We start from the raw sequence: 21,956 nt of genomic DNA, 5'->3' as shown, positions 1-21,956 counted from the left end.
TGGCAACGATGCGGCAATCGGTTGCCAAAACTTGCCATCCAGAGATTTCCAATCGTCGGTTCCCGCACCTTAAGGAAGCGGGGCCTGGTCCTTCATGTGGACCAGGCCCGCAAACTAGCGATCAGTGAAAGTGCCCAGCAGGCCCACCACCAGCGACGTCACGCCCATGTCATCGGCCAACTGTGGATCCAGGAGCCGCAACAAGCCCGGCACGCGCTCAGATACCGGCAGAGCCGCCGTGCGGGCGGCCTCGTCAGCAAGTGGATCGGCCAATTCTTCCGACGCTGCAACAGTGGCTGAGACATAGTCCATCCAGGCGGCGATCATTCGCGCCGCTCCCTCACCCGTTCGCCCGGCGGCCCGCTCAGCTTGCAGGACCGGAAGAGCCCGCAGCCTGAGCTTGGTGCTGCCGTCCATGGCAATCTGTGACAAATGATGGGCGATCCTAGAATTACCGAACCGCTCCAGCAGCGCCGCCCGGTATGCGGGAATGTCCAAACCGGGGGTTGTGAGGTGCTCCGCCGCCTCGTCCCAAAAGGCCTCCACGGCGGCACGGCATTTCGTGTCCGCAAGAGCCTCGGCCACGGTGGCGTGCCCACGAAGCCGCCCGGCATAAGCCAGCAGGGAATGCGCGCCATTGAGAAGCCAGAGCTTCCGGTTTTCGTACGGCTCGATCTCCGCCACGAACATTGCCCCGGCATCTTCCCATTGCGGCCGACCGGCGGGAAAGTCGCCACTCAGGACCCAGTTGCGGAAGGGTTCGGTCACCACGGGCGATTCGTCAAGGTAGCCACACGCGGCTGATACGGCATCGACGTCGGAAGGCGTGGTTCGCGGAGTGATCCGGTCAACCGAGGTGCTGACGAAGCTGGCGTTCGCGCCGATCCAGTCGGCCAAGCCTGCGTCGACGGCGTGAGCCATCCCCAGCACCGCCCGCCGCGCCACCGCGCCGTTGTCGGCCAGGTTGTCACAACAGACGACGGCGATTGGCCCGTTTCCTGCGGACCGTCGGGCTGCCAGCCCCAAGACGAGGCGACCCAGCGGCGTGGAGGGTGTGCCGACGTCGGGCTTTCCCAACTCCGCGATGTCACTGGCGACGGCCGGTGCCGAGGTGTCCAGTTCGCCGTCGCGGCCGAGGCCGTATCCGGCCTCCGTGATGGTCAAGGTAACGACGGCAGTGGCGGGCGCGGCGAGCAGTTCGGCGAGCCGGCCGACGTCGGCGCCGTCCACTGCCTCGACGATGCTGGTGATCAGCTCAAAGGTGTCGCCTGAGTCGGAGCGTTCGACGACGGTGTACAGGCCGTCCTGCTCCGCCAACGCAACGGCGGCGTCCGGCCGGCGGCCTGTGAACGCGGCAATACCCCACTCGGCCGCGTCGCCCGCATGCTGCGTATACCAGGCCTGGTGGGAGCGGTGGAAGGCGCCGAGGCCGAGGTGGACAATGCGGACCGGGGGCTTGGGAGCCGTCCGCTGGGAGCTGCCAAGCCGCGGCAGCGTAGCCGTCCGGAGGTTCGCACCATTCTGATGTACGGCCGAGCTCATAGCTTGAACACCCGCCGCGGCGCGGAGTCCACGATGTCCACGATCAACTCGTGGGCGCGCTCCTCGCTGATCCTGTGTTCGGCAACCAGGCGGGCCAGGAATGAGGCTTCGATTCGGCGGGATGCGTCGTGGCGGGCAGGGATGGAACAGAATGCGCGGGTGTCGTCGATGAAGCCGGACGAGCGCGAGAACCCGGCAGTTTCCGTGACGGCCGAGCGGAAGCGGAGCATGGCATCCGGTGCGTCGAGGAACCACCATGGTGCGCCGAGGTACACCGAGGGATAGAAGCCGGCCAGCGGGGCAAGTTCGCGGGAGAACACCGTCTCATCCAAGGTGAAGAGGACCAGGTGGAAGTCCTTGGCCGTGCCAAAGTCCTGCAGCAAGGGCCGGATGGCTTCGGTGTAATTGACGGCGAACGGGATGTCGTGGCCGGTGTCTGCGCCGAAGGCCTTGAACGTGGGCTCGTGGTGGTTCCGGAACGAACCCGGGTGGATCGTCATGACCAAGCCGTCCGCCACGGACATGCGGGCCATTTGGTACATCATGTGGGCTTCGAAGACGTCCCGGTCCTGAGGCGTGGCGTTGCCGCTGAGGGCGTGCTCGAAGAGGCGCTGGGCCTCGGCCTCGTCCAGCTTGAGCGTCAATGGAGTGCGTACGCCGTGGTCCGCGGACACGGCGCCGTGCTCCACGAAGTAGCGGCGACGGTTTTCCAGAGCGGTGATGTAACCGCGGTAGCCGGTGGCTCCGTCTCCGGCCGACTCGATCAGGCGCTCAACGTTGCTGGCCCAGGCGGGGTTGGCGATGTTGATGTAGGCGTCCGGCCGGAAAGTGGGCAGGACGCGCCCGTGGAAGGCTGCATCGTTTGCGATCGCGTGGTGGCTGGACAGGCTGTCCAAGGGATCGTCCGTGGTGGCAAGCACCTCGATATTGAAGTCCTTGAAGAGTTCGCGGGGGCGGAAACCCGGCTCGGACAGGCGGGCCGAGATTGCGTCAAAGCTTGAGTCCGCCGTTTCCGGGCCCAGTTCCTGCTGGAGGCCAAAAACGCCGTCGAACTGTGTACGGAGCCAGTAGCCGGAGGCGGTGCCGTCGAAAAGCGGCCAGGCCTCACAGAAGGTCCGCCAGATCTCCCGCGGGGTGGCATTTTCCGGCCGAAGCCTGTCCATGGGGACGCCCGAGGCATGGATCAGGCGGGTGACGTAGTGGTCCGGGGTGACCAGGAGCGCCGCCGGATCAGGGAACGGCGTGTTGTGCTCAATGACTGCGGCATCAACGTGACCGTGCGGGGACAGAATCGGAAGGTCCTGGACGCGCTCCAGCAGGGAGCGCGCGATGCTGCGCGTTCCGGGATCAGCGGGCAGGAGCCGGTCGGGGTGGGCGGCGATCGACTGTGACATGGATCAATTTTCTTGATCGCGGCAACCGCTTGTCAACCGGTTGCCAAAACTTGCCATGGCGTTGCCACGCGTGGAAAACGGGAGTGCGGTGGAGGGCCTCCGCAGCCTAGAGCGGTTGCGGCTTTATCAGCTCCGTCAGCGAACCTGTTGGCACGTGCATCCAGCCTTCTTCCCGGGCTTCACCCCGGTGTTCCGGATCCGGCGGCAGGGTAGCGTGGAGGGCGGCCGCGCGGGCCGTCAATGATGCGACAACTGCGTCGAGCATGTCGTCCGAAGCGATCAGCCGGTCCTGATGCTCGAGGAGATTGAGCCAGGGAGCCGTTTCTGCAAGCTTGCGGAGGATGCTCACGCGTTGGGCCGTTTCTGATGCTGCCGCGCCTTTGTACCTCCGAGGCGGCATGCCCCATACCTTGAGCGAGGCGGCCGGATAGACCTCAGCCAGGCGGTCCGAGCCGTCCCTGCTCTGTGCTCCCCACCGCTGGGCAATCTTGGCTTGGATGACCGCGCAGCGCATGGCCGGATGGGCGAGACGATCCGCGGAGACGCTCAGCGGGATAAGGCCGGTTCGCGCCATGACAAATAAGTCGGTGACTCGATAAACGAGTTCCCGGCGCCCCGCAAGTCCGTCGTGCCTTAGCAGCGCCGCCGGATCCGCTACGGCATGACCCTGAAGGAACGTTAAGAAGGCCCTGGGCCATCCGAGCGGGCAATCGATACCGGTCAAGTCCGTTTCTGCGAACAGGTCTACGATTTCACCGTCAGTGACGCCCAGGGACAAATGGACAAGCCGGGCGGCACCATCCAGCCACTCGATGACAGCCGCTGCGGTCCTCTTCGGATCCGCTGCCAGGTCGACACCCAGAGTCCTCACGCTGACACTCTAACGACGGCTTGTGGCTGGTGGTCAAACGGTCCAGTCAGGCGTCTGGACGCGGGAGCTGCATAGTTCCGATTGGACGAGCGTCCCTGATCCGAATGCTGACAGGTTCGATGAGGGAAATGAGAACTCTCTTGGTCCGGACAATGACATGAGCGGCCGACGGCTAGGTTTCTGCATGGGAAACGCCCCTGGATGTCGAAGAACACATCCTATTCGTCCACCGCATTGAGCATCGATCCGACGTCTACAAGCCCCGCTAGCCGAAACTCCAAGGCCAGGCGCTGCCCTGCCACGCTCCAGCCCGGTCACTGCCGACTCGGACAGCAAGAATCCGGCGTGTCGCGAGGAACACGCCGGATTCTGGGAGATCGCTGCTTAGCAACCGGGCAGAAGCGTCAGCGAAGGATTCGGAGGCGATTCGGAGGCGGGCTAAGCCGCCCCGGCACCAGCCCCAACCGAAATACCGGCCAACTCAGCGACCCGCCGCAGGTACGCGAGGTTCCCGGCAGTCCGCTCGGCCAGCGGGACGTCGGTAGAGAAGTCCTCAACGGTGACCCACTCGTCGTAGCCAACCTCGGCCAGCGCGCGGAAGTATTCCAGGACACTCCCCTGTCCCTCAGCGAGCGGTGCCCATTCGTTGACCCACACCGCGCCGCCAGCTTCATCGGGCTCAGGACGCCGAACCCAGCGGGCGTTCTTGACGTGGACATGCGCCAGGTACGGTCCAAGGAGCTGGAGGGCCGGCAAGGGTGATTCCCAGCCCTCAATCACGAGGTTCCCAAGATCATGGATGACACCAACGTGCTTCGGGTCGAAGCCCTCCAACAGGCGCCGCGCCGAGGACGCCGATGCCGTGATGGTTCCGTGGTGCAGTTCCACAAGCGCCTTGACGCCATGGTGAGCCGCGCGGGAAGCCACCCACTCATAGTGCTCGCGCGTCGCTGAGAACAACTCGGGGTAGGACAGCCCGCTTGGTTCGCCGCCACCCATGGTCGAATTGCCCAGTGGCAGAACGTTCACGCGAACCTGCCGCGCACCCAGGGCGGCCGTCGCGGCCAAAACGCGATCGACGTCGTCGTGGTTGTCGCAGCGGGCGTACCCGCCAAGGCCGGAGAACTCCAGGCCTGCCCCGGAGGTGATCCGAGCGATCTCCGGAATTGAGTCTTCCAGGCCGGTCAGCGGCCAGGTGGCACGGTTGCCTGCCCAGAAGCCGGGCTCCGCAGACTCCATCTGGTCCGTGACGCGCCACTCGATGCCGTCCCAACCTTGGGCGGCCAGCTGCGCAGCGGCTTCAGCGGGCGTCCATTCAGGGGTCGACGCCGTAAAGACAGAGAACTTCACGCCGTCACCTGCTCGAGGTGGTTGCCTCCGGTACGGACCTGGACATCGTTGTACTTGCCTGCCAGGACGTCGTCGATCAACACAGGCTTGCCCAGCGTCGCCGAAACATACAGGGCGCGGACCGTTGCGAGCGCAGTGACGGCGTCCTGGACAGTGACGCCCGCGGGTCGGCCCGAACGGATGGCGTCAACAATGTCGCGGTATTGCCGGACGTGGCCGGCCGGGTAAACGGTGGGGTCCAGGGTGGTGGGGGACTCTTCGGGGAACCGGGCCAGCTCAGCCTCTGCCTGGTTGCCACCACCCATCAGGCCCATCGCGCTTTCGGTGCCGCCCGCGGCGTCGGCGGCATGGAAGTACTCAAGCTTGTCATTGTCGATTACGGCCGAACCCTTGCTGCCCATCACCTGAAGCCGGACGGTCAGGCCCGGGTAGGCCGCCGTCGTCGCATGCAGAACGGCGAGCGCACCGGACTCGAAGGTCACTGTGGCGACGGCAGTGTCCTCAACCTCAACGCCCTCATGGGCAAGCAGGGCGGTCTTGGCGCTGATTTCCACAGGCCGGCCAAGGAACCACAGCAGCAGGTCCACGGTGTGCACGCCCTGGTTCATCACGGCGCCGCCACCGTCCATGGCCCAGGTGCCGCGCCAGGCGCCCGAGTCGTAGTAGCCCTGGCTCCGCCACCAGCTGACCGACGCGATGGCGGACGTGAGGCGGCCAAAGCGGCCCTGCCGCTTTGCTTCGTCGACCGCCAGGCTGGCCGGGTCGAAGCGGTGCTGGCTGATGACGCTGGCCACCTGGCCCTTGGCTGCGGCGGCCTTTGCGGCAGCGAGAATCTCGTCCGCGCGGTTGAGGTTCACGTCAAGCGGCTTTTCGATCACAACGTGCTTGCCGGCGTCGAGCACTTCCAGGGCCTGCTGGATGTGCAGGCCGCTGGGCGTGGCGATGATGACGACGTCGACGGCGGCACCCGCGAAAGCCTCCGACAGGGTGCGGAACTGGGCGGGACGGTCTGCGCCGTTCTCCTCGATCCATTGGGCGAGGGACTCGGCTGCCTCCGGAATCTCGTCAACCAGGGCTGTCACGTGCAATTCGGGTAGTTCCAGGACGGAAGCGGCGTGCGTGCGTCCGATCACGCCGCATCCGGCGATGGCAACGTTAAGCGCCGCGCTTGCGGTGTTTTCTGAGGTGCTCACTTGGTTGAAACCCCTGCTTCCTTGACAACTTTGGCAAATGCCCGGGCTGCGACGCCGAACGCCTTTGGTCCGGAGAATCCACCGAGCCCAAAGGCACCGGTCAGGTGCGGTTCCAAGCTGGCGAACCCTACGTAGCCGTCTTCCTTCAGCGCCTCAACGGTGCGCAGGACGTCGCCGTCGCCTTCACCGGCCGGTACAACGGAACCATCGGAGAAGAGCGCGTCCTTGACCTGGAGGTACTCCAAGTGCGGACGGAGCTTGGCATAGCCCTCGTCGAAGGGCTTGACGCCCACCTGGACAAAGTTGGCCGGGTCCCAGGCAACCTTGAGTGCCGGCGAATTCACCGTCTCGATGATGTCCAGGACGCGGTCCGGCACATCGCCGAAAATGTCCTTTTCGTTTTCGTGCAACAGGATGACGCCTTCTTCCTCAGCCACGGAGGCGAGGGCGCGCATACGCTCCATGACGTCGTCACGAATGCTGTCCACCGCGACGCCTTCGCCGTAGTAGAAGGAGAAGATGCGGATGAAGCGGGCGTTGAGTACGTGCGCCGCGTTGGCTGCCCGGCGCAGGCGTTCCACCTCGTGTTCCACGGGAAGGGATACGTCCACCTTGCCGATGGGGGAAGCGATGGCGGAAACCTTCATCCCGACACCGTCCAGCAGCGACTTCAGGCGCGCCAGCTGGTCTGCGTCGAGGTCTACGATGTTGGTTCCCCAGGCACTGCGGACCTCGATGTGGTTGGCGCCGAGCGCCTGCAGCACTGCGATCTGGATGGCCGGGTCGTCGTCGATCTCGTCGCCAAAGCCTGAGAGCTCCCACTCGACGTGTGACGGGACTGTCATTGTTACTTCACTCCTCCGGCGGTCAGGCCGCCCACTAGGTAACGCTGGAAAATCAGGTACAGGATGACAACGGGTGCTGCGCACACCAGGGACGCGGCCATCATCTGGCCGTAGAGCGGGATGGCACCGCCTTCCTGGGACGCACCAAAGATTTGGAGTGCGACGGCGGCAGTCTGGCTTTCGGGGCGGGTCATCACCGAGGCGAACAGCACGTCGTTCCAACCGAGCAGGAACGCGAAGATGGCGGAGACCACGATTCCCGGCCAGCTAAGCGGCAGGATGATGCGGGTCAGGACGCCGACGTTGCTGGCGCCGTCGATCCGCGCCGCCTCTTCGAGTTCCTTTGGCAGGCCCCGCAAATAGGTGACCATGACCCAGGTGGAGAACGGCAGGGCGAACGTCAGGTAGGTGATGAACAGGCCCCACTGCGTGCCGATGACTTGGATGCCGAGGTAGCTGGCAGCCGAGGAAAACAGCACGAACACAGGCAGGACCATCAGCGTGCCGGGCACGGACTGCAGGGCCAAAAGGCCGCGCAGGATGCTGAGGCGGCCGCGGAATTGGTAGCGGACCAGGACGTACGCGGTGGCCACGGACATCGCGGCGGACACAATTGCCGTAGTTCCTGCTACGAGGACACTGTTGGTGAGGCCGGTGGCCAGGCCGACGCTGGTCCAGATCTTGGAGTAGTTCTCCATGGAGAAGCTGGAGGGAAGGAATTCACCGCGGGCCACCCCGATATCGGAATTGACCGAGGCCAGGAAGATGTAGGCCACGGGAATCAGCACCAGGGCGCACAGGAAGCCGAGGATGATGGCCAGCATTGGTTTGGGCAGGAGCCGCGTGACTTCGTGCTGGCGCTTGGAACCTGGGCGGAGCTCTTGTTCGGAGCCGCTGCGGGCAGCGGTGGCGGTGGCAGTCACTTCTTGCCTCCGGGGGTCTCGGCGTCGTCGAGCTTGACGGCGCGCAGGTAGATGAACAGCGGGATGGCCACCAGCACCAGCGACACGAAGGCCATTGCAGCGCTCAGGCCGAAGCGGAAGCTCTGGAAGCTGGTGACGTAGGTGAGGATCGGCAGGACCTCGACGTCGGCGGGGGCGGGAACGCCGAAGAGGACGAATGGCAACGTGAAGTTGTTGATGTGGTGCAGCATGCCGATCAGGAACGCCAGGGACAGCGGGCCCTTGAGGTACGGGAAGATCACGTACCGCAGCTTGTTCCACCAGAGGGCACCGTCCAGTGCCGAGGCTTCGTGAACTTCATGGTCAACCGATTGAAGGCCGGACAGTGCCAGGAGGTAGATGAAAGGCCAGGACGCCCAGATTTGGACCAGGATCAGTGTCCAGTATGTTTGCGGACCGTTGAGCCACAGGCCCGGGTCGATGCCAAAGGTGCCCAGTGCGGAGTCAACAACACCGTTCGGCTGGAACATCGTCCGCCACACGGTTGCCACGACGAAGGACGGCAGCACGTAGGGAATCAGGAAGACGGAGCGGATTAGCGCCCGTCCCTTGAAGGCGTTCTGTGTAGCCACCGCTGCCGCGATGCCAAGGGGCACGGTGACGATCATGGCGATCAGGGAGTAGCTGACGCTCAGCCAGACTGCGTGAAGCAGCGGCGAATCGGTGAGTGCCTCAACGAAGTTTTCCAAGCCGACGAACGGCGAGCTGACCCATTTGCGGAGCGTGTACTGGTCCAGGTTCAGGACCGACATGTAGATGCCCAGGAGCATCGGCGCCACGATGATGATCAGCATCAGCGCGCCGCCAGGGATCAGCATCCACAGCGGGCGGTTGCGCTCGCTCAGCCCCTTGCGACGGACGCTGCGGCCGCTTGGCGGTACGGACCCGCCGCCCGGCTGCGGTGCTCCCGCAGCCGGGACGTCGGCTGTCCGTGCTTCCCTGAAGGAATCAGTGGACATGAGGGTTCCCATCTAGGACTTGGACGCCCGGTCGAGTGAGGCCTGCGCCTTGGACTGAGCGTCCTTGAGGCGGGCCTGGAGTGCCGAGTCGGAAACCGAGCCGCTGGAGAGCTCCGGAATCGACTGGACGGTCACGTTCAGCAGGGCCAGCTGGATGTCACCCCAGGCTCCGGTGAACGGAGTAGCCTTGGACTTCGCGGCAGCGTCGGCAATGGGCTTCAGCTTGGGATCCTCCAGGGACTTCAATGCCTCGTTGTTGGCAGGCAGGTCACCGAAGATCTTCTGGTAGTTCAGCTGCTCTTCCTTGGAAGTGATCAGCTTGATGTACGCGAAGGCAAGGTCCTTCTGCTTGGAGTAGTCGGCCACCACAACGTTGTCCCCGGAGAGGATGCTGGCGGCTTTGTCGCCGTCGCCCTTCGGTGACGACTCACCCGGTGCCGTGGTGGGCATGGTGGTGTACGCATACTTGCCGACGATAGCTGACTTCTCCAATGTCGGGATTGAGCTCGACGTTGTCATCAAGAGGAAGCCGGCCTTGCCAGCGGCGAAAGCCGCGACTGCGTTGCTGTTGCTCCAACCGACGGAGGCAGGATCAACCACCTTGTCCTTGGTGAGCCAGCCGAAGTAGGTCTCGTAGGCCTTCTTGACGGCGGGGTCGTCAAGCTTGAGGTTCTTGCCGTCCACCAGCGGGTTGCCGGCCTGGACGGACATGGCCCAGATGAACTTCCACGGATCGAAGTTGTCCTTGTAGCCCGTAGCCAGGCCGAAAGTGCCGGTGGCCGGGTTGGTGAGCTTCTTGGCCTGGACCGCCAACTCGTCCCACGAGGTGGCTGGCTTGTCGATGCCAGCCGCAGCGAGCAGTTCCTTGTTGTACGCCATAACGAACGGGCGGCTCACAAAGGGAATGCCGGCCTGGTGCTGCTCATCCGGTCCAGAGATACCCAGGGCTGCGGGGTTGAAGCGGTCCTTGCCGCCAACCTTCTTCCAGTCGTCATCTGAGAGAGTGACAAAGGCCTTGGTGGCATAAGCCGTGGGGGTGAACGTGGTGCCCAGGCTGTAGACGTCGGGGCCTTGGCCGGATACCACCGAGGTCTGGATGCGCGTCAGCTCGTCATTGGCCGAGGCGAAAGTTTCGAATTCGACGTCGGCGCCGGTCTGCGCCTTGAACTTGGCGGCGATATCCGTGAACCACTGCTTCTGCTGCGCCGAGTATTGGGCGTTGACGCCGGTCAGGACGCTCAGCTTCTTGCCCTTGCCATCAACGGCACCTCCAGTGCTGCCGGAGTCAGAGCTTCCGCTGCCGCAGGCGGTCAAAGCCAAGGCAGCGGCCGCGACCACCGCGGCAAGCCTGGCTGACGATGCAAACCTCATTGTTTTCCTCCTTGGTTGCCCAATCACCCACCGGTCGTGGCGTGCGTCACATGGGCCTGACGTCGAGTCTAGAATCGTGGAAACACGTTCGGCAAGCGATTGCCAAAAATTGCCAAAGGTGCTCCAATGAGTCTGATAACAAGCCCCGCAACCCATCGTGGTGTTTGCGGCGGAGACCCAGGAGGGCACCTAACGATGGCTGAACTGACGTCGAACTCCCTAAGCACCGGCCGGCCCGCCGAGGCTCCCGACCGAGCGCCCACCATCAAGGACGTCGCCGAGAGAGCAGGAGTTGCCACGTCCACGGTGTCTCGTGCCCTCTCCAACCCGGACAGGGTCAACCGGGTCACGCGGGAACGCATCCAACAGGTGGCGGCGGAACTCAACTACATTCCGAGTTCCCAAGCCCGGAGCCTCAGTTCGGGACGCACCCTCGCAATTGCCGTCCTTGTACCCGACGTTACCAACCCCTTCTATTTCGACATCATCCGCGGGACGCAGCATCAGCTGAAGGCCGCCGGCTACACCCAGCTCCTGGTGGACACTGAGGAATCCTCGGAAATGGAACAGGACACCCTCAGCAAGATGCGCCGATCGGTGGACGGTTACATCCTGGCAGCGTCCCGCCTCACGGACGCACAACTCGCGGAAGCGGCAGGCTCACAGGCCATCGTGACTATCAACCGTGCTTCCGCCAATGCGCCTACCGTGGTGATCGACACGCCGGGCGCCGTAGTTCAGGCCCTGGAGCACCTAACATCGCTGGGACATTCGAAAATCTGCTACGTCTCCGGACCGCCGACGTCGTGGTCCAACGCCAAGCGCTGGAAGACCTTCGAGGAGGAGTCCCGGGAACGTGGAATCATTACCTCCCGGGTAGGTCCTTTCGCACCGAAAACGACGTCGGGCGCCGCCGCCGCGGACGCCGCGGCCCGCACGGGAGCGACTGCATGCATTGTGTTCAACGACCTGCTGGCGATTGGCATGTTGCAACGACTCCGGGAACGGGGAATCCGAGTTCCGGAGGACATGAGCATTGTGGGATGCGACGACATCTTTGGGGCGGACTTCTGCAATCCCCCGCTCACCACCATCGCTTCGCCCATCGAACAAGCGGGCCGCGTGGCAGTGTCCATGCTCCTTTCCCAGCTGAACCCGCTGCAGGGTGCCACCAACCGTCGGCTGGCAGTCATGCCAACGCACCTCACAGTGCGCTCCTCGACGGGACCTGCCCCGCTCTGACTCCGGCCACTCCATGTGGCCATCGACACAGTTGAGTGTTGCCAAGGCGGCTGACTACGCTGGGCACATGCGCGAACTCCAGGCCAAGATCATTGAGGAAATGGGCGTCCAGCCCCGAATCAACCCCGCCGAGGAGGTGCGCAAGCGCGTTACTTTCCTGAAGGAATACCTCAAGGCAACGGGCACCAAGGGCTTCGTCCTGGGCATTTCCGGAGGTCTGGACTCCTCGCTGGCAGGTCGGCTGGCCCAACTGGCCGCCGAAGAGCTCCGAGCCGAGGGCGTCGACGCCACCTTCGTTGCCTGCCGCCTGCCCTACGGCGTGCAGCACGATGAAGACGACGCCCAGGCCGCCATGGACTTCATCAAGGCCACCACCGAATGGACGTTCAACATCTCCCGGGCCGTTGACGGCTTTGAGGAAGAGTTCGAGAAGACCACGGGCTCGGAAATCTCCGACTTCCACAAAGGCAACACGAAGGCCCGCGCACGAATGGTTGCCCAGTACGCCTTGGCGGGCGAACACAACTACCTGGTCATCGGCACCGACCACGGCGCCGAATCTGTCACGGGTTTCTTCACCAAGTATGGCGACGGCGGTGCCGACATCCTGCCGCTGTTCGGCCTCAACAAGCGCCAAAACCGTGAACTGCTCGCCGAACTCGGCGCACCTGCCCGTATTTGGGAAAAGGTCCCGACGGCGGACCTGCTGGACGGCAGCCCTGGCCGGACCGATGAGGACGAACTCGGCCTCACGTACGACCAGATCGACGACTACCTTGAAGGCCGCGAAGTGCCGGAGGGCGTCGCCACCCTGATCGAAGACAAGTACCTCCGCACGCGCCACAAGCGCGCCGTCCCGGTCACCATCTTCGATACCTGGTGGAAGTAGGCCTAACAGCTTTTGGCTTGCTGATTTTCCCCGACTTTGGGCTGCCACAGCGGCGTGTCAGCCAGAATCGCCGACGCGTTCCGGCGTCGGCGGTTCAAAGTTGGGGAATTCTCGCGTGACGCGTCGGTGTGACGAGCTGAGGTTCCCACGCTAGTGGGCGTGGTCGCCTCGGCTGTACTCGTAGACCCAGCCGATGAGCGCAACCAGGGCGAAGCCCGCGCTGAAGAAGAGGATCCAGAACCCGATTGCCAGGCCAAGGAATCCTCCTGCTGCTGCGAGGCCTAGCGAGAACGGCCACCAGCTCCAGGGGCTGAAGTGTCCTTGCTCCCCGGCTCCCTCATGGATTTCGGCGTCCTTGCGGTCTTCAGGACGCGTACCAATCCTGCGGCCCGTGTATCCGAGGTAAAGCCCGATCATCCCTGCCAGCGCGCCAACCAGGAGGACGCCCACCACACCTACAGGCTCCCTCCATCCGGTCAACAGTCCATAGACCACGGCGATGGGAAGGAAGAATAGGGACAGCCCTCCAAAAAACCAGGATTCGACTCTCATCGCGCCTCCTCGGTGGCGGTTTGTGCGGGGTTCTCTTCAGTTCCGCTAAGACAACTTTGATCCTCAACCCCGCCGAATGAAAGAGACTTTGGATACGCTGGAGATCGATTGACGGAAGGTTGGCGCCATGCGGAAACTGATCTACGCCATGAACCTGACACTGGACGGATACATCGCCGCGGCCGGCGACGATATCGGCTGGAGCGCGCCGAGTGACGAACTGTTCCAGTGGTGGCTCGACCAGGAGCAGGCGAGCGGCCTGTCGCTGTACGGGCGCAAGCTGTGGGAGACAATGAGCTCCTACTGGCCGACCGGCGACCAGCAGCCTAACGCCACCGCGGCGGAGATCGAGTTCGCGCGGAACTGGCGGGAAACGCCCAAGGTGGTGTTCTCCTCGACGATCGACAAAGTCGACTGGAACACTCGCCTGGTCACCGGCGACGCGATTGCCGAGATCACCAGGCTCAAGGCCGAAGACGGCAGCCCGATGACCATCGGTGGAGCAACGCTCGCCAAGGCGGCCATGCGGGCCGGGCTAATCGATGAGTACGTGCTGGCCACCCATCCGGTCCTGGTGGGCGGTGGCACGCCGTTCTTCACCTCGCTGGACGCTTGGGTGAACCTGGACCTGGTGGAGACGCGAATGTTTCCCGCCGGCGTGGTCGTGACTAGGTACCAGACGAGGCGCTGAGCGAGGCCCTCCGCAGGTCAGTCTTCTGCCAGGTAGCATTCTTGGCGACGCTGTGCAATTATCTGCGTATGGATGCAGATAAGAAGATTTGCGGACAACATCCGGATTCGCAGTATGTAGAGCTGGCCGTTGAAGTTTTCTCGATGCTGGCCGACGCCACGCGCGTGCGCATCATCCTGGCTTTGCGCAATTCCGGCGAACTATCCGTGAACCATCTTGCGGAGATCGTGGACAAGACTCCGGCCGCTGTATCGCAACACTTGGCCAAGCTGCGGCTTGCCCGCATGGTGATCGCCCGGCAGGAAGGCACAAAGGCCTTCTATCGGCTGGCAGATGAGCACGCTTCCCAGTTGGTCACAGACGCAATCCTCCAGGCCGAGCACTCGCTGGGCGGCATCCCCCGGCATCATCACCCCAACCTGGACCGGGGAAGCCAGCACCACCAGGCGACGAAGGTTGGAGGCAGCAATTGAGTTCCAAACAGGGCCACGCGACCCACACCCACGAGGATGCCCACCCCCTTGGGCACGACCACCCCCTTGGGCACGACCACTCCCATGGGCACGACCACCACTCCCACCACCACGCGGGCTGGAAGGGAGCGCTGCGTGAGTTCTTCGTCCCCCACACGCATGATGCGGCAGACTCAATCGACGACGCACTGACGGCAAGCAGGGAAGGAATCCGGGCCGTCAAAATCAGCCTCTTCGGGCTGCTCGCCACCACCGTGCTCCAGTTCGTCGTTGTGCTCATCAGCGGTTCAGTGGCCCTCCTGGCGGACACAGTGCACAACTTCTCCGATGCCCTGACCGCGGTACCACTGTGGATTGCCTTCATCCTTGGCCGCCGACCGGCGTCGAAGCGGTACACCTACGGCTACGGCAGGGCCGAAGACCTGGCAGGGTTGTTCATCATTGCCGTGGTGGCACTTTCAGCCGTTGTCGCAGCCTGGCAGTCGATCGAAAGGTTGCTCAATCCGCAGCCCCTGGCTAACTTGTGGTGGGTAGCTGCCGCAGGCCTCATCGGCTTTGCAGGCAACGAGGCCGTGGCGGCCTACCGGATCAGGGTGGGCCGACGCATTGGTTCTGCGGCCCTGGTTGCCGATGGTGTGCACGCCCGGACCGATGGATTCACGTCTCTTGCCGTGGTCATCGGCGCGGCTGGGGTAATGCTGGGCTTCCCGCTCGCCGACCCCATCGTTGGGCTCCTGATCAGTGTGGCCATCATGGCCCTGCTTTGGGGCACGGTCCGAAGCATTGGCAGGCGCCTGATGGACGGGATCGAACCGGAACTGCTCCACCGCGCAGAGCACGCACTTCTGGACACTCCGGGCATTCGGGGAATCGAAAGACTCCAACTGCGGTGGAGCGGTCACCGCCTTCACGGAACTGCCGCCGTCGTTGTTGACCCCGACTCCTCGCTAGACGAGGCGGCAGCGGTGAGCCGCGAGGCCCGCCATCAGTTGCGCCGGGCGCTGCCGAACCTTGAGGACATCACCATCTCGGCCAGCGGCGGGATGCCGCTCAAGCGAATGCCGATTTCCCGTTAACGCCGCGGGCGGGTACTTCTGCGGCCCTTCGTCAATGCTTCCAAACCCTTGGATGTCCTAGTATATTGCAAGGGTGATGTGGATCACTTGGCTGGCCGGATCCACAGCTGGCGAAAGGTAGACAATGACTGTCACTGAAGAATTTCGCGCGGCCCGTGACCGGCTCCTGGAGTTGCGCACGGACTACCAGCAGGCCCGGAGCGAATTCCGTTGGCCACAGCTGGAGCAATTCAATTTCGCGGTCGATTGGTTCGACCACGTGGCCCAGGGCCCCAATGGCCAAAAGCCCGCACTTGTCATCGTGGAAGAGGACGGCACCGCAACCCGCCGAAGCTTCGCGGAGCTGTCCGAAAGATCCTCGCAAGTAGCCAATTGGTTCCTTGACGAAGGGGTCCGCCCCGGCGACCGCATGATCGTCATGTTGGGCAACCAGGTTGAGTTGTGGGAAATCGTACTGGCCTGCATCAAGCTCGGAGTGGTGCTCATCCCCACCACCACGCTTATGGGTCCGGCAGACCTGGCCGACCGAGTGGAACGCGGCGAAGCGAGCTGGGCCGCCGTCGGGACCGCCAACGCCGGCAAGTTCGATGCGCTGCTCGAGGCGGTGACCCTTATCGTCGTCGGAGATGACGACGCCGGCACCGCCTCAGGCGGGTCGGAGAACCGCAGGGCCGCAAACGGCGAGGTCGGCAGGCTGAGCTACTCGTCGTCGTCGGGCGCGCCGAGCCGTTTCACGCCGGACGGTCCGACGCCGGGCGACCAGACGCTGCTGCTGTACTTCACGTCGGGAACCACGTCAAAGGCCAAACTGGTGGAACACACCCACACCTCGTATCCAGTGGGCCACCTATCCACCATGTACTGGATCGGACTTGAGCCCGGCGATGTCCACCTCAACGTAGCTTCGCCCGGTTGGGCCAAGCACGCCTGGTCCAATGTGTTCGCACCGTGGATCGCGGAAGCGTGCGTATTCGTCTACAACTACCAGCGCTTTGACGCCAAGGCATTGATGGACCAGATGGATCGCGAAGGCGTCACAAGCTTCTGTGCCCCACCAACCGTGTGGCGAATGCTCATCCAGGCCGACCTGACGCAACTCAAGACCCCTCCCACCAAAGTGGTATCCGCCGGCGAACCGCTCAACGCCGAGGTGATTGGCCAGGTTGAACGGGCGTGGGGACAGACCATCCGGGACGGCTTTGGCCAGACGGAAACAACGGTCCAGGTGGCCAACACGCCCGGGCAGCGCGTAGTCACCGGGGCGATGGGCCGCCCGCTGCCGGGCTACGACGTTGTTTTGCTGGACCCGGCAACCGGAGTAGAGGGCGACGACGGCGAACTGTGCCTCCGCTTGGATCCCCGCCCGGTGGGGCTGATGAAGGGCTATTACGGAGACAGGACCCGGAGCGAGGAAGCCTTCCGAAGCGGCTACTACCACACAGGCGACATGGCCAGCAGGAGCCCCGACGGCGTCATCACCTATGTGGGCCGCGATGACGACGTCTTCAAATCCTCGGACTATCGGCTGTCGCCGTTCGAACTCGAAAGCGTGCTGATCGAGCATCCCGCGGTTGCGGAGGCCGCAGTGGTTCCGTCGCCAGATCCGCTGCGGCTGTCCGTGCCCAAGGCATTTGTAGTCCTTTCCCGCGGCCACGAGCCGGGTCCGGAACTCGCTGAGGAGATCCTGCGCTACTGCCGCGAGCACCTTGCACCGTTCAAGCGGATCCGAAGGCTGGAATTCGCAGAGCTTCCCAAGACCATCTCCGGGAAGATCCGGCGAGTAGAACTGCGGCACCACGAGGAAGTCCGGCACGGGCCGGATCCCCTGCCGGAGGGGATTGGCACGGAGTACTCGGAGTCGGATTTCCCCGGGCTAAAGGGCCAAGAGAATCCCGGACGGAAGGGCAAGGACTGACATGGGCACTCCACTCCCCCGCGATCCGATCGCCGAAGCCCGCCGCAACTGGGAACGCCATGGCTGGTCCGACGTCGCAGCTCCCATGGCGGCAATCACGGCCATCATGCGCACCCAGCAGATCCTGTTGGCCCGGATCGAAAATGTGCTCAAGCCGTTCGGGCTAACCTTCGCGCGGTACGAACTCCTGGCGCTGCTAAGCTTCGCGCGCAGCGGAGCACTCCCGATGAACAAGGCCAGCGCCCTCCTACAGGTCCATCCGACGTCCGTAACTAACGCCGTCGACCGCTTGGAGAAAGCCGCCCTCGTAACGCGCTCGCCGCACCCCACTGACGGGCGGACCACGCTGATTGAACTCACCGCCGAGGGCCGCACCGTGTCCAAACGCGCGACGGCGGCACTCAACTCCGAGGTCTTCGGCCAGTCAGGCTTCTCGGAGGACGACGTCGAGGAACTGATCCGCATCTTCGGCATCTTTCGGCGAAATGCCGGCGACTTTGACGATGGTTGAACTGGACTTTGACGATGGTTGAACTGTGCGGACACGTCCGAAAGGGCAGAGTAGGCCGCCCATGACGGCAGCCCTTCACAAATAGCAAGGTTGCTTAGAATTTTTCCGGGAAGTTGAGACAGACTTGTCTGTCCGGGAGTAGCATTGGGCCATTACAGCGAAATGACAGAAAGAAGCCGCCGTCGCAAGTAATGGCCGCCATCACATCGCTAGTGGACGCACGGCGCGTCCAAGGAGTTCAAATGTCCACTGTATTGCCATTCCGTGCACAAGCGGGCTGGGGCAGTGATCACGGGACGTTTGGAAACCAGGCAACCGAGGTCCGGAATCAGGCCAAGGAAATCATCGACGAGATATTGCGGGGAACCGCACCCGAGGAAGAGAACATCCGCAAGCGCCTGCTGCACTGCGTGGCCCGCCATCCCGGCAGGCCGGAAGAAGCTCTCCTCGAACACCTCATGGCGCGCGAGCGGCGCCTGAAAGTCGTGGTCGCCTAACGACGCCATCCCGCGGCGCGCCGGCTCCGCCCCTCGCCGGCTGCCCAATTCGGCGTCGTCCCCTTACCTAGGCGACCATTCACCTGGGCGGCCGTCCCCAGCGGCCGCCCAGCACAAACTCCACGCCCAGCAGAGACTCCAGCAGTCCGCGATCCGCAGCTAGCGGTGGTGCTCGATGAGCCAGGAAGCCATTTGTTGCGCCCGCTGGGACGCGCCCGCGTCGCCTTCAGTGGCGGAGATGATGGAACCCTTCATAAGGATGTGCCACGATCGAGCAAACTCCTCGGTCCGCTGCAGTCCAGCCGCTTCCGCAAGGGCCTGGACGTGCGAGCGGATCTTTGCCAGATAGTCGATGCTGGCCTGCCCCAGGGGGTGCCCCGGACCCATCTCGAGAAGCACGTTGATAAACGAGCACGCTTCAAAGTCGTCCCGCTGGAACCACTCCCCGAAGACGTCAAAGATGGCGAGTAGCTGCTCCGTGGGCGTTGATCCGCGCTGCTTGGCCTGGTCGATGATCTTCTCGACGGTCCATACCTGGTCGCGGCGCTCAAGGAAGGCAAGGACAACGTCGTTCTTGGACGGGAAGTGGCGGTAGAACGTGGCTTTGGCTACGCCCGACAAGGTGATGAGCTCGTTGATGCCGACATCCCGCACTCCGCGGCGGGAGAAGAGATCATAAGCAACTTCGAGGACGCGCTCGGACGCATCAGAGCGGCTGCGCCCACCGCGCCCGCCGCGACTGCCGTCAAAGTTGTGGCCTATCAAAGCGGCGGCATCATCCGTCGCCACAGGATCGAAGGGGCCAGCAGGGTCAAAAGGGGCAGCGGGGTCAAAGGGGGGAGCTCCGGCTTCCCGGCCCGCATCAGACACAGCCTTGCGCACGTCAGGTCTTTTGGGGGATTCCATGTTGGGTCAAGAATACACCGAACTAGACAGACTTGTCTGTCCAGTTCGGACTCGACTGAACACACACTCCAGGGCCGGGGTTAGTAAAGGAAAATGTCTATCCATTCCCGGTTGTGGGCATGGATGAGCACCAGGAACAGCACGAAGTCAAAGAGCAAGTGCACGCTAACGATGTAGGACAAGGATTTAGTCGCCGAGAAAATGCGGGCCTGCAGCAAGGCGAAGGGAAAAATGAAGAATGGCGCCCAGGCGCGGAATCCCAATTCCCAGAGGAACGACGTGAAGAGGATGGACTGGAGGATATTGGCCTGCCATTCCGGCATATGCCTGCGGAAGAGGGCGAACGCAGTACAGATGAAGAACAGCTCGTCCCAAACACCCAGGGCATTCGTCCCAAGGAATAGCCGCGCAATGCCTTCTGGATCGCTGACGGCCGGCCAGTTGGCGTACACACCGGTGCTGATCATGTACACCGGAAGAACGGCATAGCCCAACACCAGCACTACCGGAAGATAAAGCTTCTCAACGGGTGTCCATTTCTGCCCGGTAAGGACCGGAAAGCGAATGGCGTGGTCCTTGAACATAAAACGCGAGCCAAGATAAGGAACAGCCACAGCGAAAATCATCGCAGCACCCATCACTAGCATGTGCGCAGTGCTGATATCCGTGGTGATGGGAACGGCACTCATCACAGTGACGCCAATCGCGACGAGCGCCAAGTCTTGGAAGAGCTTCTTATTAACGAATGCCGCCATGGCAAGTGCCAATGCCAGGATGCCAGACCCAACAATGCGGTTCTCAAGGGCAAAAAGCACAAATCCGGACGCCGACACCAAGGCAGCCGGGAGCAAACGCATCCGTTGAATGCTGCCCGTTTCTTCCCTAGCCGTCACCGCCATACGAAGCACTCCCCATTTGCTTTGATTCACCTCAACCAAAAGCTCAGCGGTGCTTGAACTCCGGTTCCCTCTTGTCCACGAACGCTTCCATGCCCTCTTTTTGGTCCTGGGTGGAGAAGAGGGAATGGAACAAACGGCGTTCGAACACCACGCCTTGTGCCAAAGATGTTTCGAAGGCTGTGTTCACCGCTTCCTTGGCCAGCATAGTGGCGGGTTTGGACTTGGACGCGATCGCCTCGGCTACTTTGAGGGCCTCCTCCAGAACGTCTGCGGCCGGAACCACGCGGGACACCAGGCCGCTGCGCTCGGCCTCCGCAGCGTCCATGTGCCGCCCGGTCAGCACCATGTCCATGGCTTTCGCCTTGCCTACTGCCTTGGTGAGCCGTTGCGAGCCACCCATCCCCGGAATCACACCGAGGTTGATCTCAGGTTGTCCGAACTTGGCGTTGTCACCTGCGATGATCACGTCGCACATCATGGCAAGCTCGCAGCCGCCGCCCAAGGCGAAGCCGGACACCGCCGCCACCAACGGAATGCGCAGGCGGGTAAGGTCCTCCCAACGGCGGAACCAGTCCGCCGCGTACATGTCGATGTAGTCCTGTCCGGCCATTTCCTTGATGTCCGCCCCTGCGGCAAAGGCACGTTCGGATCCGGCGAGGACCACGGCACCCGTTCCGGGGTCGCGATCCATGGTGGTCACAACCGTGACGAGTTCCTCCATGGTTTCCTGGTTGAGCGCGTTGAGGGCCTTGGGCCGGTTCAACGTCACAACGCCAACCCGTCCACGCTGCTCCACCAGGAGGTTGTTGTAGTCCTCAGCCACTACTGCCCTTTCTGTTCAGACTTATCCCGGATGTCTGTGATGATGCCGGAGAAGTCCCTCGCCGCCCCACCCTCGGCGGCAAACCTGTCGTAGATCTTGGAAGCGAGCCTACCCATGTCCGCCACCACGCCGGTGGCATCGAGGGCATTGACCGCCAGCCTCAGGTCCTTGGCCATCAGTGCCCCCGCGAAGCCAGGCTGATAATCGCGGTTGGCGGGGCTGGTGGGAACGGGGCCAGGAACGGGGCAGTTCGTCGTGAGGGACCAGCACTGGCCAGAGGCATTCGAGGCAACGTCGAACAACACCTGGTGAGTCAGGCCAAGCTTCTCCCCCAGGACAAACGCCTCACTCACCGCAATCATGGACACACCAAGGATCATGTTGTTGCAGACCTTGGCCGCCTGCCCTGCTCCATGTTCCCCGCAGTGCACAATCCGGCGGCCCATGTGTTCCAAAATCGGTTTGACGGCCTCAAAATCCTGGCCGGAACCACCCACCATAAAGGTCAGGGTCCCCGCTTCCGCGCCCACCACACCACCGGAGACCGGGGCGTCTGCGGAGCGGTGGCCGGCCTGCAGCGCCAAGGAAGCGGCGTCACGGGCTTCGTCAACATTGATCGTGGAGCAATCCAGGAACATCGTCCCCTGCTCGGCCACCTCCAGCAGCCCGGGCTGGCCGTCGATCCCACGGTACGCGTCCAGAACGTGCTTCCCGCTGGGCAGCATCGTCAGGACCACGCTGGCTCCGGTGGCTGCCTCCGCCGCAGTGCCAGCCATGGGAATCCCGTGCTCCTTGGCCGCCTCGACGGCGGCGGGAACCGGGTCGTAGCCAATAACCGTGTGCCCTGCCTTGACCAGGTTGACGGCCATGGGACCGCCCATATGGCCGAGGCCCAGGAAAGCGATGGTTCCGACGGCCGGGCTGCCGGAAGAGGCAGCGTCCGCTACGGCATCCGGGGCTTGGTTCTCTGTCATCGTGCTCTCCTTCGACTAAAC

General features: G+C 63.3%; 22 protein-coding genes. 8 read left to right on the top strand and 14 right to left on the bottom strand.

Annotation, left to right across the window (positions count from 1 at the left end; all coding sequences use genetic code 11):
* Nucleotides 1-114 precede the first annotated feature (114 nt).
* The 9 genes from LD110_RS15735 to LD110_RS15695 form a co-directional block, all read right to left on the bottom strand.
* Complete coding sequence (locus LD110_RS15735; protein ID WP_225499771.1) at nucleotides 115-1,542, bottom strand: mannitol dehydrogenase family protein; 1,428 nt, start codon at nucleotides 1,540-1,542, stop codon at nucleotides 115-117.
* Nucleotides 1,539-2,936 (bottom strand): glucuronate isomerase, encoded by a 1,398-nt coding sequence (uxaC, locus tag LD110_RS15730; protein ID WP_225499770.1) that lies wholly within the window; start codon nucleotides 2,934-2,936, stop codon nucleotides 1,539-1,541. Before uxaC ends, LD110_RS15735 begins: the two co-directional genes overlap by 4 nt.
* Before the next feature lie 106 nt (nucleotides 2,937-3,042).
* Nucleotides 3,043-3,807 carry a DUF429 domain-containing protein gene (locus tag LD110_RS15725; protein WP_225499769.1) on the bottom strand — a complete coding sequence of 255 codons (765 nt, stop codon included), beginning with the start codon at nucleotides 3,805-3,807 and terminating at the stop codon, nucleotides 3,043-3,045.
* Nucleotides 3,808-4,245: 438 nt separating this feature from the next.
* Nucleotides 4,246-5,157, bottom strand: coding sequence for a sugar phosphate isomerase/epimerase (locus LD110_RS15720; protein WP_225499768.1), 912 nt, complete (start codon nucleotides 5,155-5,157; stop codon nucleotides 4,246-4,248).
* Nucleotides 5,154-6,350 carry a Gfo/Idh/MocA family protein gene (locus tag LD110_RS15715; protein WP_225499767.1) on the bottom strand — a complete coding sequence of 399 codons (1,197 nt, stop codon included), beginning with the start codon at nucleotides 6,348-6,350 and terminating at the stop codon, nucleotides 5,154-5,156. Before LD110_RS15715 ends, LD110_RS15720 begins: the two co-directional genes overlap by 4 nt.
* Nucleotides 6,347-7,195 carry a sugar phosphate isomerase/epimerase gene (locus LD110_RS15710; RefSeq protein ID WP_225499766.1) on the bottom strand — a complete coding sequence of 283 codons (849 nt, stop codon included), beginning with the start codon at nucleotides 7,193-7,195 and terminating at the stop codon, nucleotides 6,347-6,349. The genes LD110_RS15715 and LD110_RS15710 overlap by 4 nt, the downstream gene beginning before the upstream one ends.
* Before the next feature lie 2 nt (nucleotides 7,196-7,197).
* A complete protein-coding gene (locus LD110_RS15705) occupies nucleotides 7,198-8,019 on the bottom strand; it encodes a carbohydrate ABC transporter permease (RefSeq protein ID WP_225499858.1) in 822 nt (273 codons plus the stop codon).
* A gap of 95 nt (nucleotides 8,020-8,114) precedes the next feature.
* Complete coding sequence (locus LD110_RS15700; protein WP_225499765.1) at nucleotides 8,115-9,116, bottom strand: carbohydrate ABC transporter permease; 1,002 nt, start codon at nucleotides 9,114-9,116, stop codon at nucleotides 8,115-8,117.
* A gap of 12 nt (nucleotides 9,117-9,128) precedes the next feature.
* Nucleotides 9,129-10,487 (bottom strand): ABC transporter substrate-binding protein, encoded by a 1,359-nt coding sequence (locus LD110_RS15695; RefSeq protein WP_225499764.1) that lies wholly within the window; start codon nucleotides 10,485-10,487, stop codon nucleotides 9,129-9,131.
* 195 nt (nucleotides 10,488-10,682) lie between these two features.
* Here LD110_RS15695 and LD110_RS15690 point away from each other — a divergent pair, with 195 nt between their 5' ends.
* Together LD110_RS15690 and nadE are read left to right on the top strand one after the other, a co-directional pair.
* Nucleotides 10,683-11,729, top strand: coding sequence for a LacI family DNA-binding transcriptional regulator (locus LD110_RS15690; RefSeq protein ID WP_225499763.1), 1,047 nt, complete (start codon nucleotides 10,683-10,685; stop codon nucleotides 11,727-11,729).
* Nucleotides 11,730-11,796: 67 nt separating this feature from the next.
* On the top strand, nucleotides 11,797-12,618 hold the full coding sequence (gene nadE, locus LD110_RS15685) for an ammonia-dependent NAD(+) synthetase (RefSeq protein ID WP_225499762.1): 822 nt from the start codon (nucleotides 11,797-11,799) through the stop codon (nucleotides 12,616-12,618).
* A gap of 150 nt (nucleotides 12,619-12,768) precedes the next feature.
* Here the strand turns inward: nadE and LD110_RS15680 are convergent, their stop codons facing one another.
* Nucleotides 12,769-13,170: a cytochrome c oxidase subunit 4 gene (locus LD110_RS15680; protein ID WP_225499761.1), complete on the bottom strand. Its 402-nt coding sequence runs from the start codon at nucleotides 13,168-13,170 to the stop codon at nucleotides 12,769-12,771.
* Nucleotides 13,171-13,297: 127 nt separating this feature from the next.
* Between LD110_RS15680 and LD110_RS15675 the strand changes: the two genes are divergently transcribed.
* From LD110_RS15675 to LD110_RS15650, 6 genes are all read left to right on the top strand, one after another.
* On the top strand, nucleotides 13,298-13,861 hold the full coding sequence (locus tag LD110_RS15675) for a dihydrofolate reductase family protein (protein ID WP_225499760.1): 564 nt from the start codon (nucleotides 13,298-13,300) through the stop codon (nucleotides 13,859-13,861).
* Nucleotides 13,862-13,929: 68 nt separating this feature from the next.
* Nucleotides 13,930-14,334: a metalloregulator ArsR/SmtB family transcription factor gene (locus LD110_RS15670; RefSeq protein ID WP_225499759.1), complete on the top strand. Its 405-nt coding sequence runs from the start codon at nucleotides 13,930-13,932 to the stop codon at nucleotides 14,332-14,334.
* A complete protein-coding gene (locus LD110_RS15665) occupies nucleotides 14,331-15,410 on the top strand; it encodes a cation diffusion facilitator family transporter (protein WP_225499758.1) in 1,080 nt (359 codons plus the stop codon). Before LD110_RS15670 ends, LD110_RS15665 begins: the two co-directional genes overlap by 4 nt.
* Nucleotides 15,411-15,534: 124 nt before the next feature.
* Complete coding sequence (locus LD110_RS15660) at nucleotides 15,535-17,325, top strand: AMP-binding protein (RefSeq protein WP_225499757.1); 1,791 nt, start codon at nucleotides 15,535-15,537, stop codon at nucleotides 17,323-17,325.
* Between the two features lies 1 nt (nucleotide 17,326).
* Nucleotides 17,327-17,836, top strand: a complete 510-nt coding sequence (locus LD110_RS15655; protein WP_225499756.1) for a MarR family winged helix-turn-helix transcriptional regulator — start codon at nucleotides 17,327-17,329, stop codon at nucleotides 17,834-17,836.
* Nucleotides 17,837-18,078: 242 nt separating this feature from the next.
* The gene (locus LD110_RS15650) at nucleotides 18,079-18,333 is read left to right on the top strand and encodes an ATP-dependent Clp protease proteolytic subunit (protein ID WP_225499755.1); all 255 of its coding nucleotides are present in this window, start codon (nucleotides 18,079-18,081) and stop codon (nucleotides 18,331-18,333) included.
* Nucleotides 18,334-18,492: 159 nt separating this feature from the next.
* On the opposite strand, the gene LD110_RS15645 is transcribed toward LD110_RS15650, so the two are convergent.
* The 4 genes from LD110_RS15645 to mmsB form a co-directional block, all read right to left on the bottom strand.
* Nucleotides 18,493-19,095: a TetR/AcrR family transcriptional regulator gene (locus LD110_RS15645; RefSeq protein ID WP_225499857.1), complete on the bottom strand. Its 603-nt coding sequence runs from the start codon at nucleotides 19,093-19,095 to the stop codon at nucleotides 18,493-18,495.
* Between the two features lie 224 nt (nucleotides 19,096-19,319).
* Nucleotides 19,320-20,096 (bottom strand): type II CAAX prenyl endopeptidase Rce1 family protein, encoded by a 777-nt coding sequence (locus tag LD110_RS15640; protein WP_225499754.1) that lies wholly within the window; start codon nucleotides 20,094-20,096, stop codon nucleotides 19,320-19,322.
* 85 nt (nucleotides 20,097-20,181) lie between these two features.
* Nucleotides 20,182-20,961: an enoyl-CoA hydratase gene (locus tag LD110_RS15635; protein WP_225499753.1), complete on the bottom strand. Its 780-nt coding sequence runs from the start codon at nucleotides 20,959-20,961 to the stop codon at nucleotides 20,182-20,184.
* Entirely contained in the window at nucleotides 20,961-21,935 is a 975-nt protein-coding gene (gene mmsB, locus LD110_RS15630; protein WP_225499752.1) for a 3-hydroxyisobutyrate dehydrogenase, read from the bottom strand. The genes LD110_RS15635 and mmsB overlap by 1 nt, the downstream gene beginning before the upstream one ends.
* Nucleotides 21,936-21,956: the final 21 nt, after the last annotated feature.

Source organism: Arthrobacter sp. M4, assembly GCF_020251205.1.
Lineage (GTDB): Bacteria > Actinomycetota > Actinomycetes > Actinomycetales > Micrococcaceae > Arthrobacter.
This window is presented reverse-complemented; position numbering and strand designations above follow the sequence as displayed.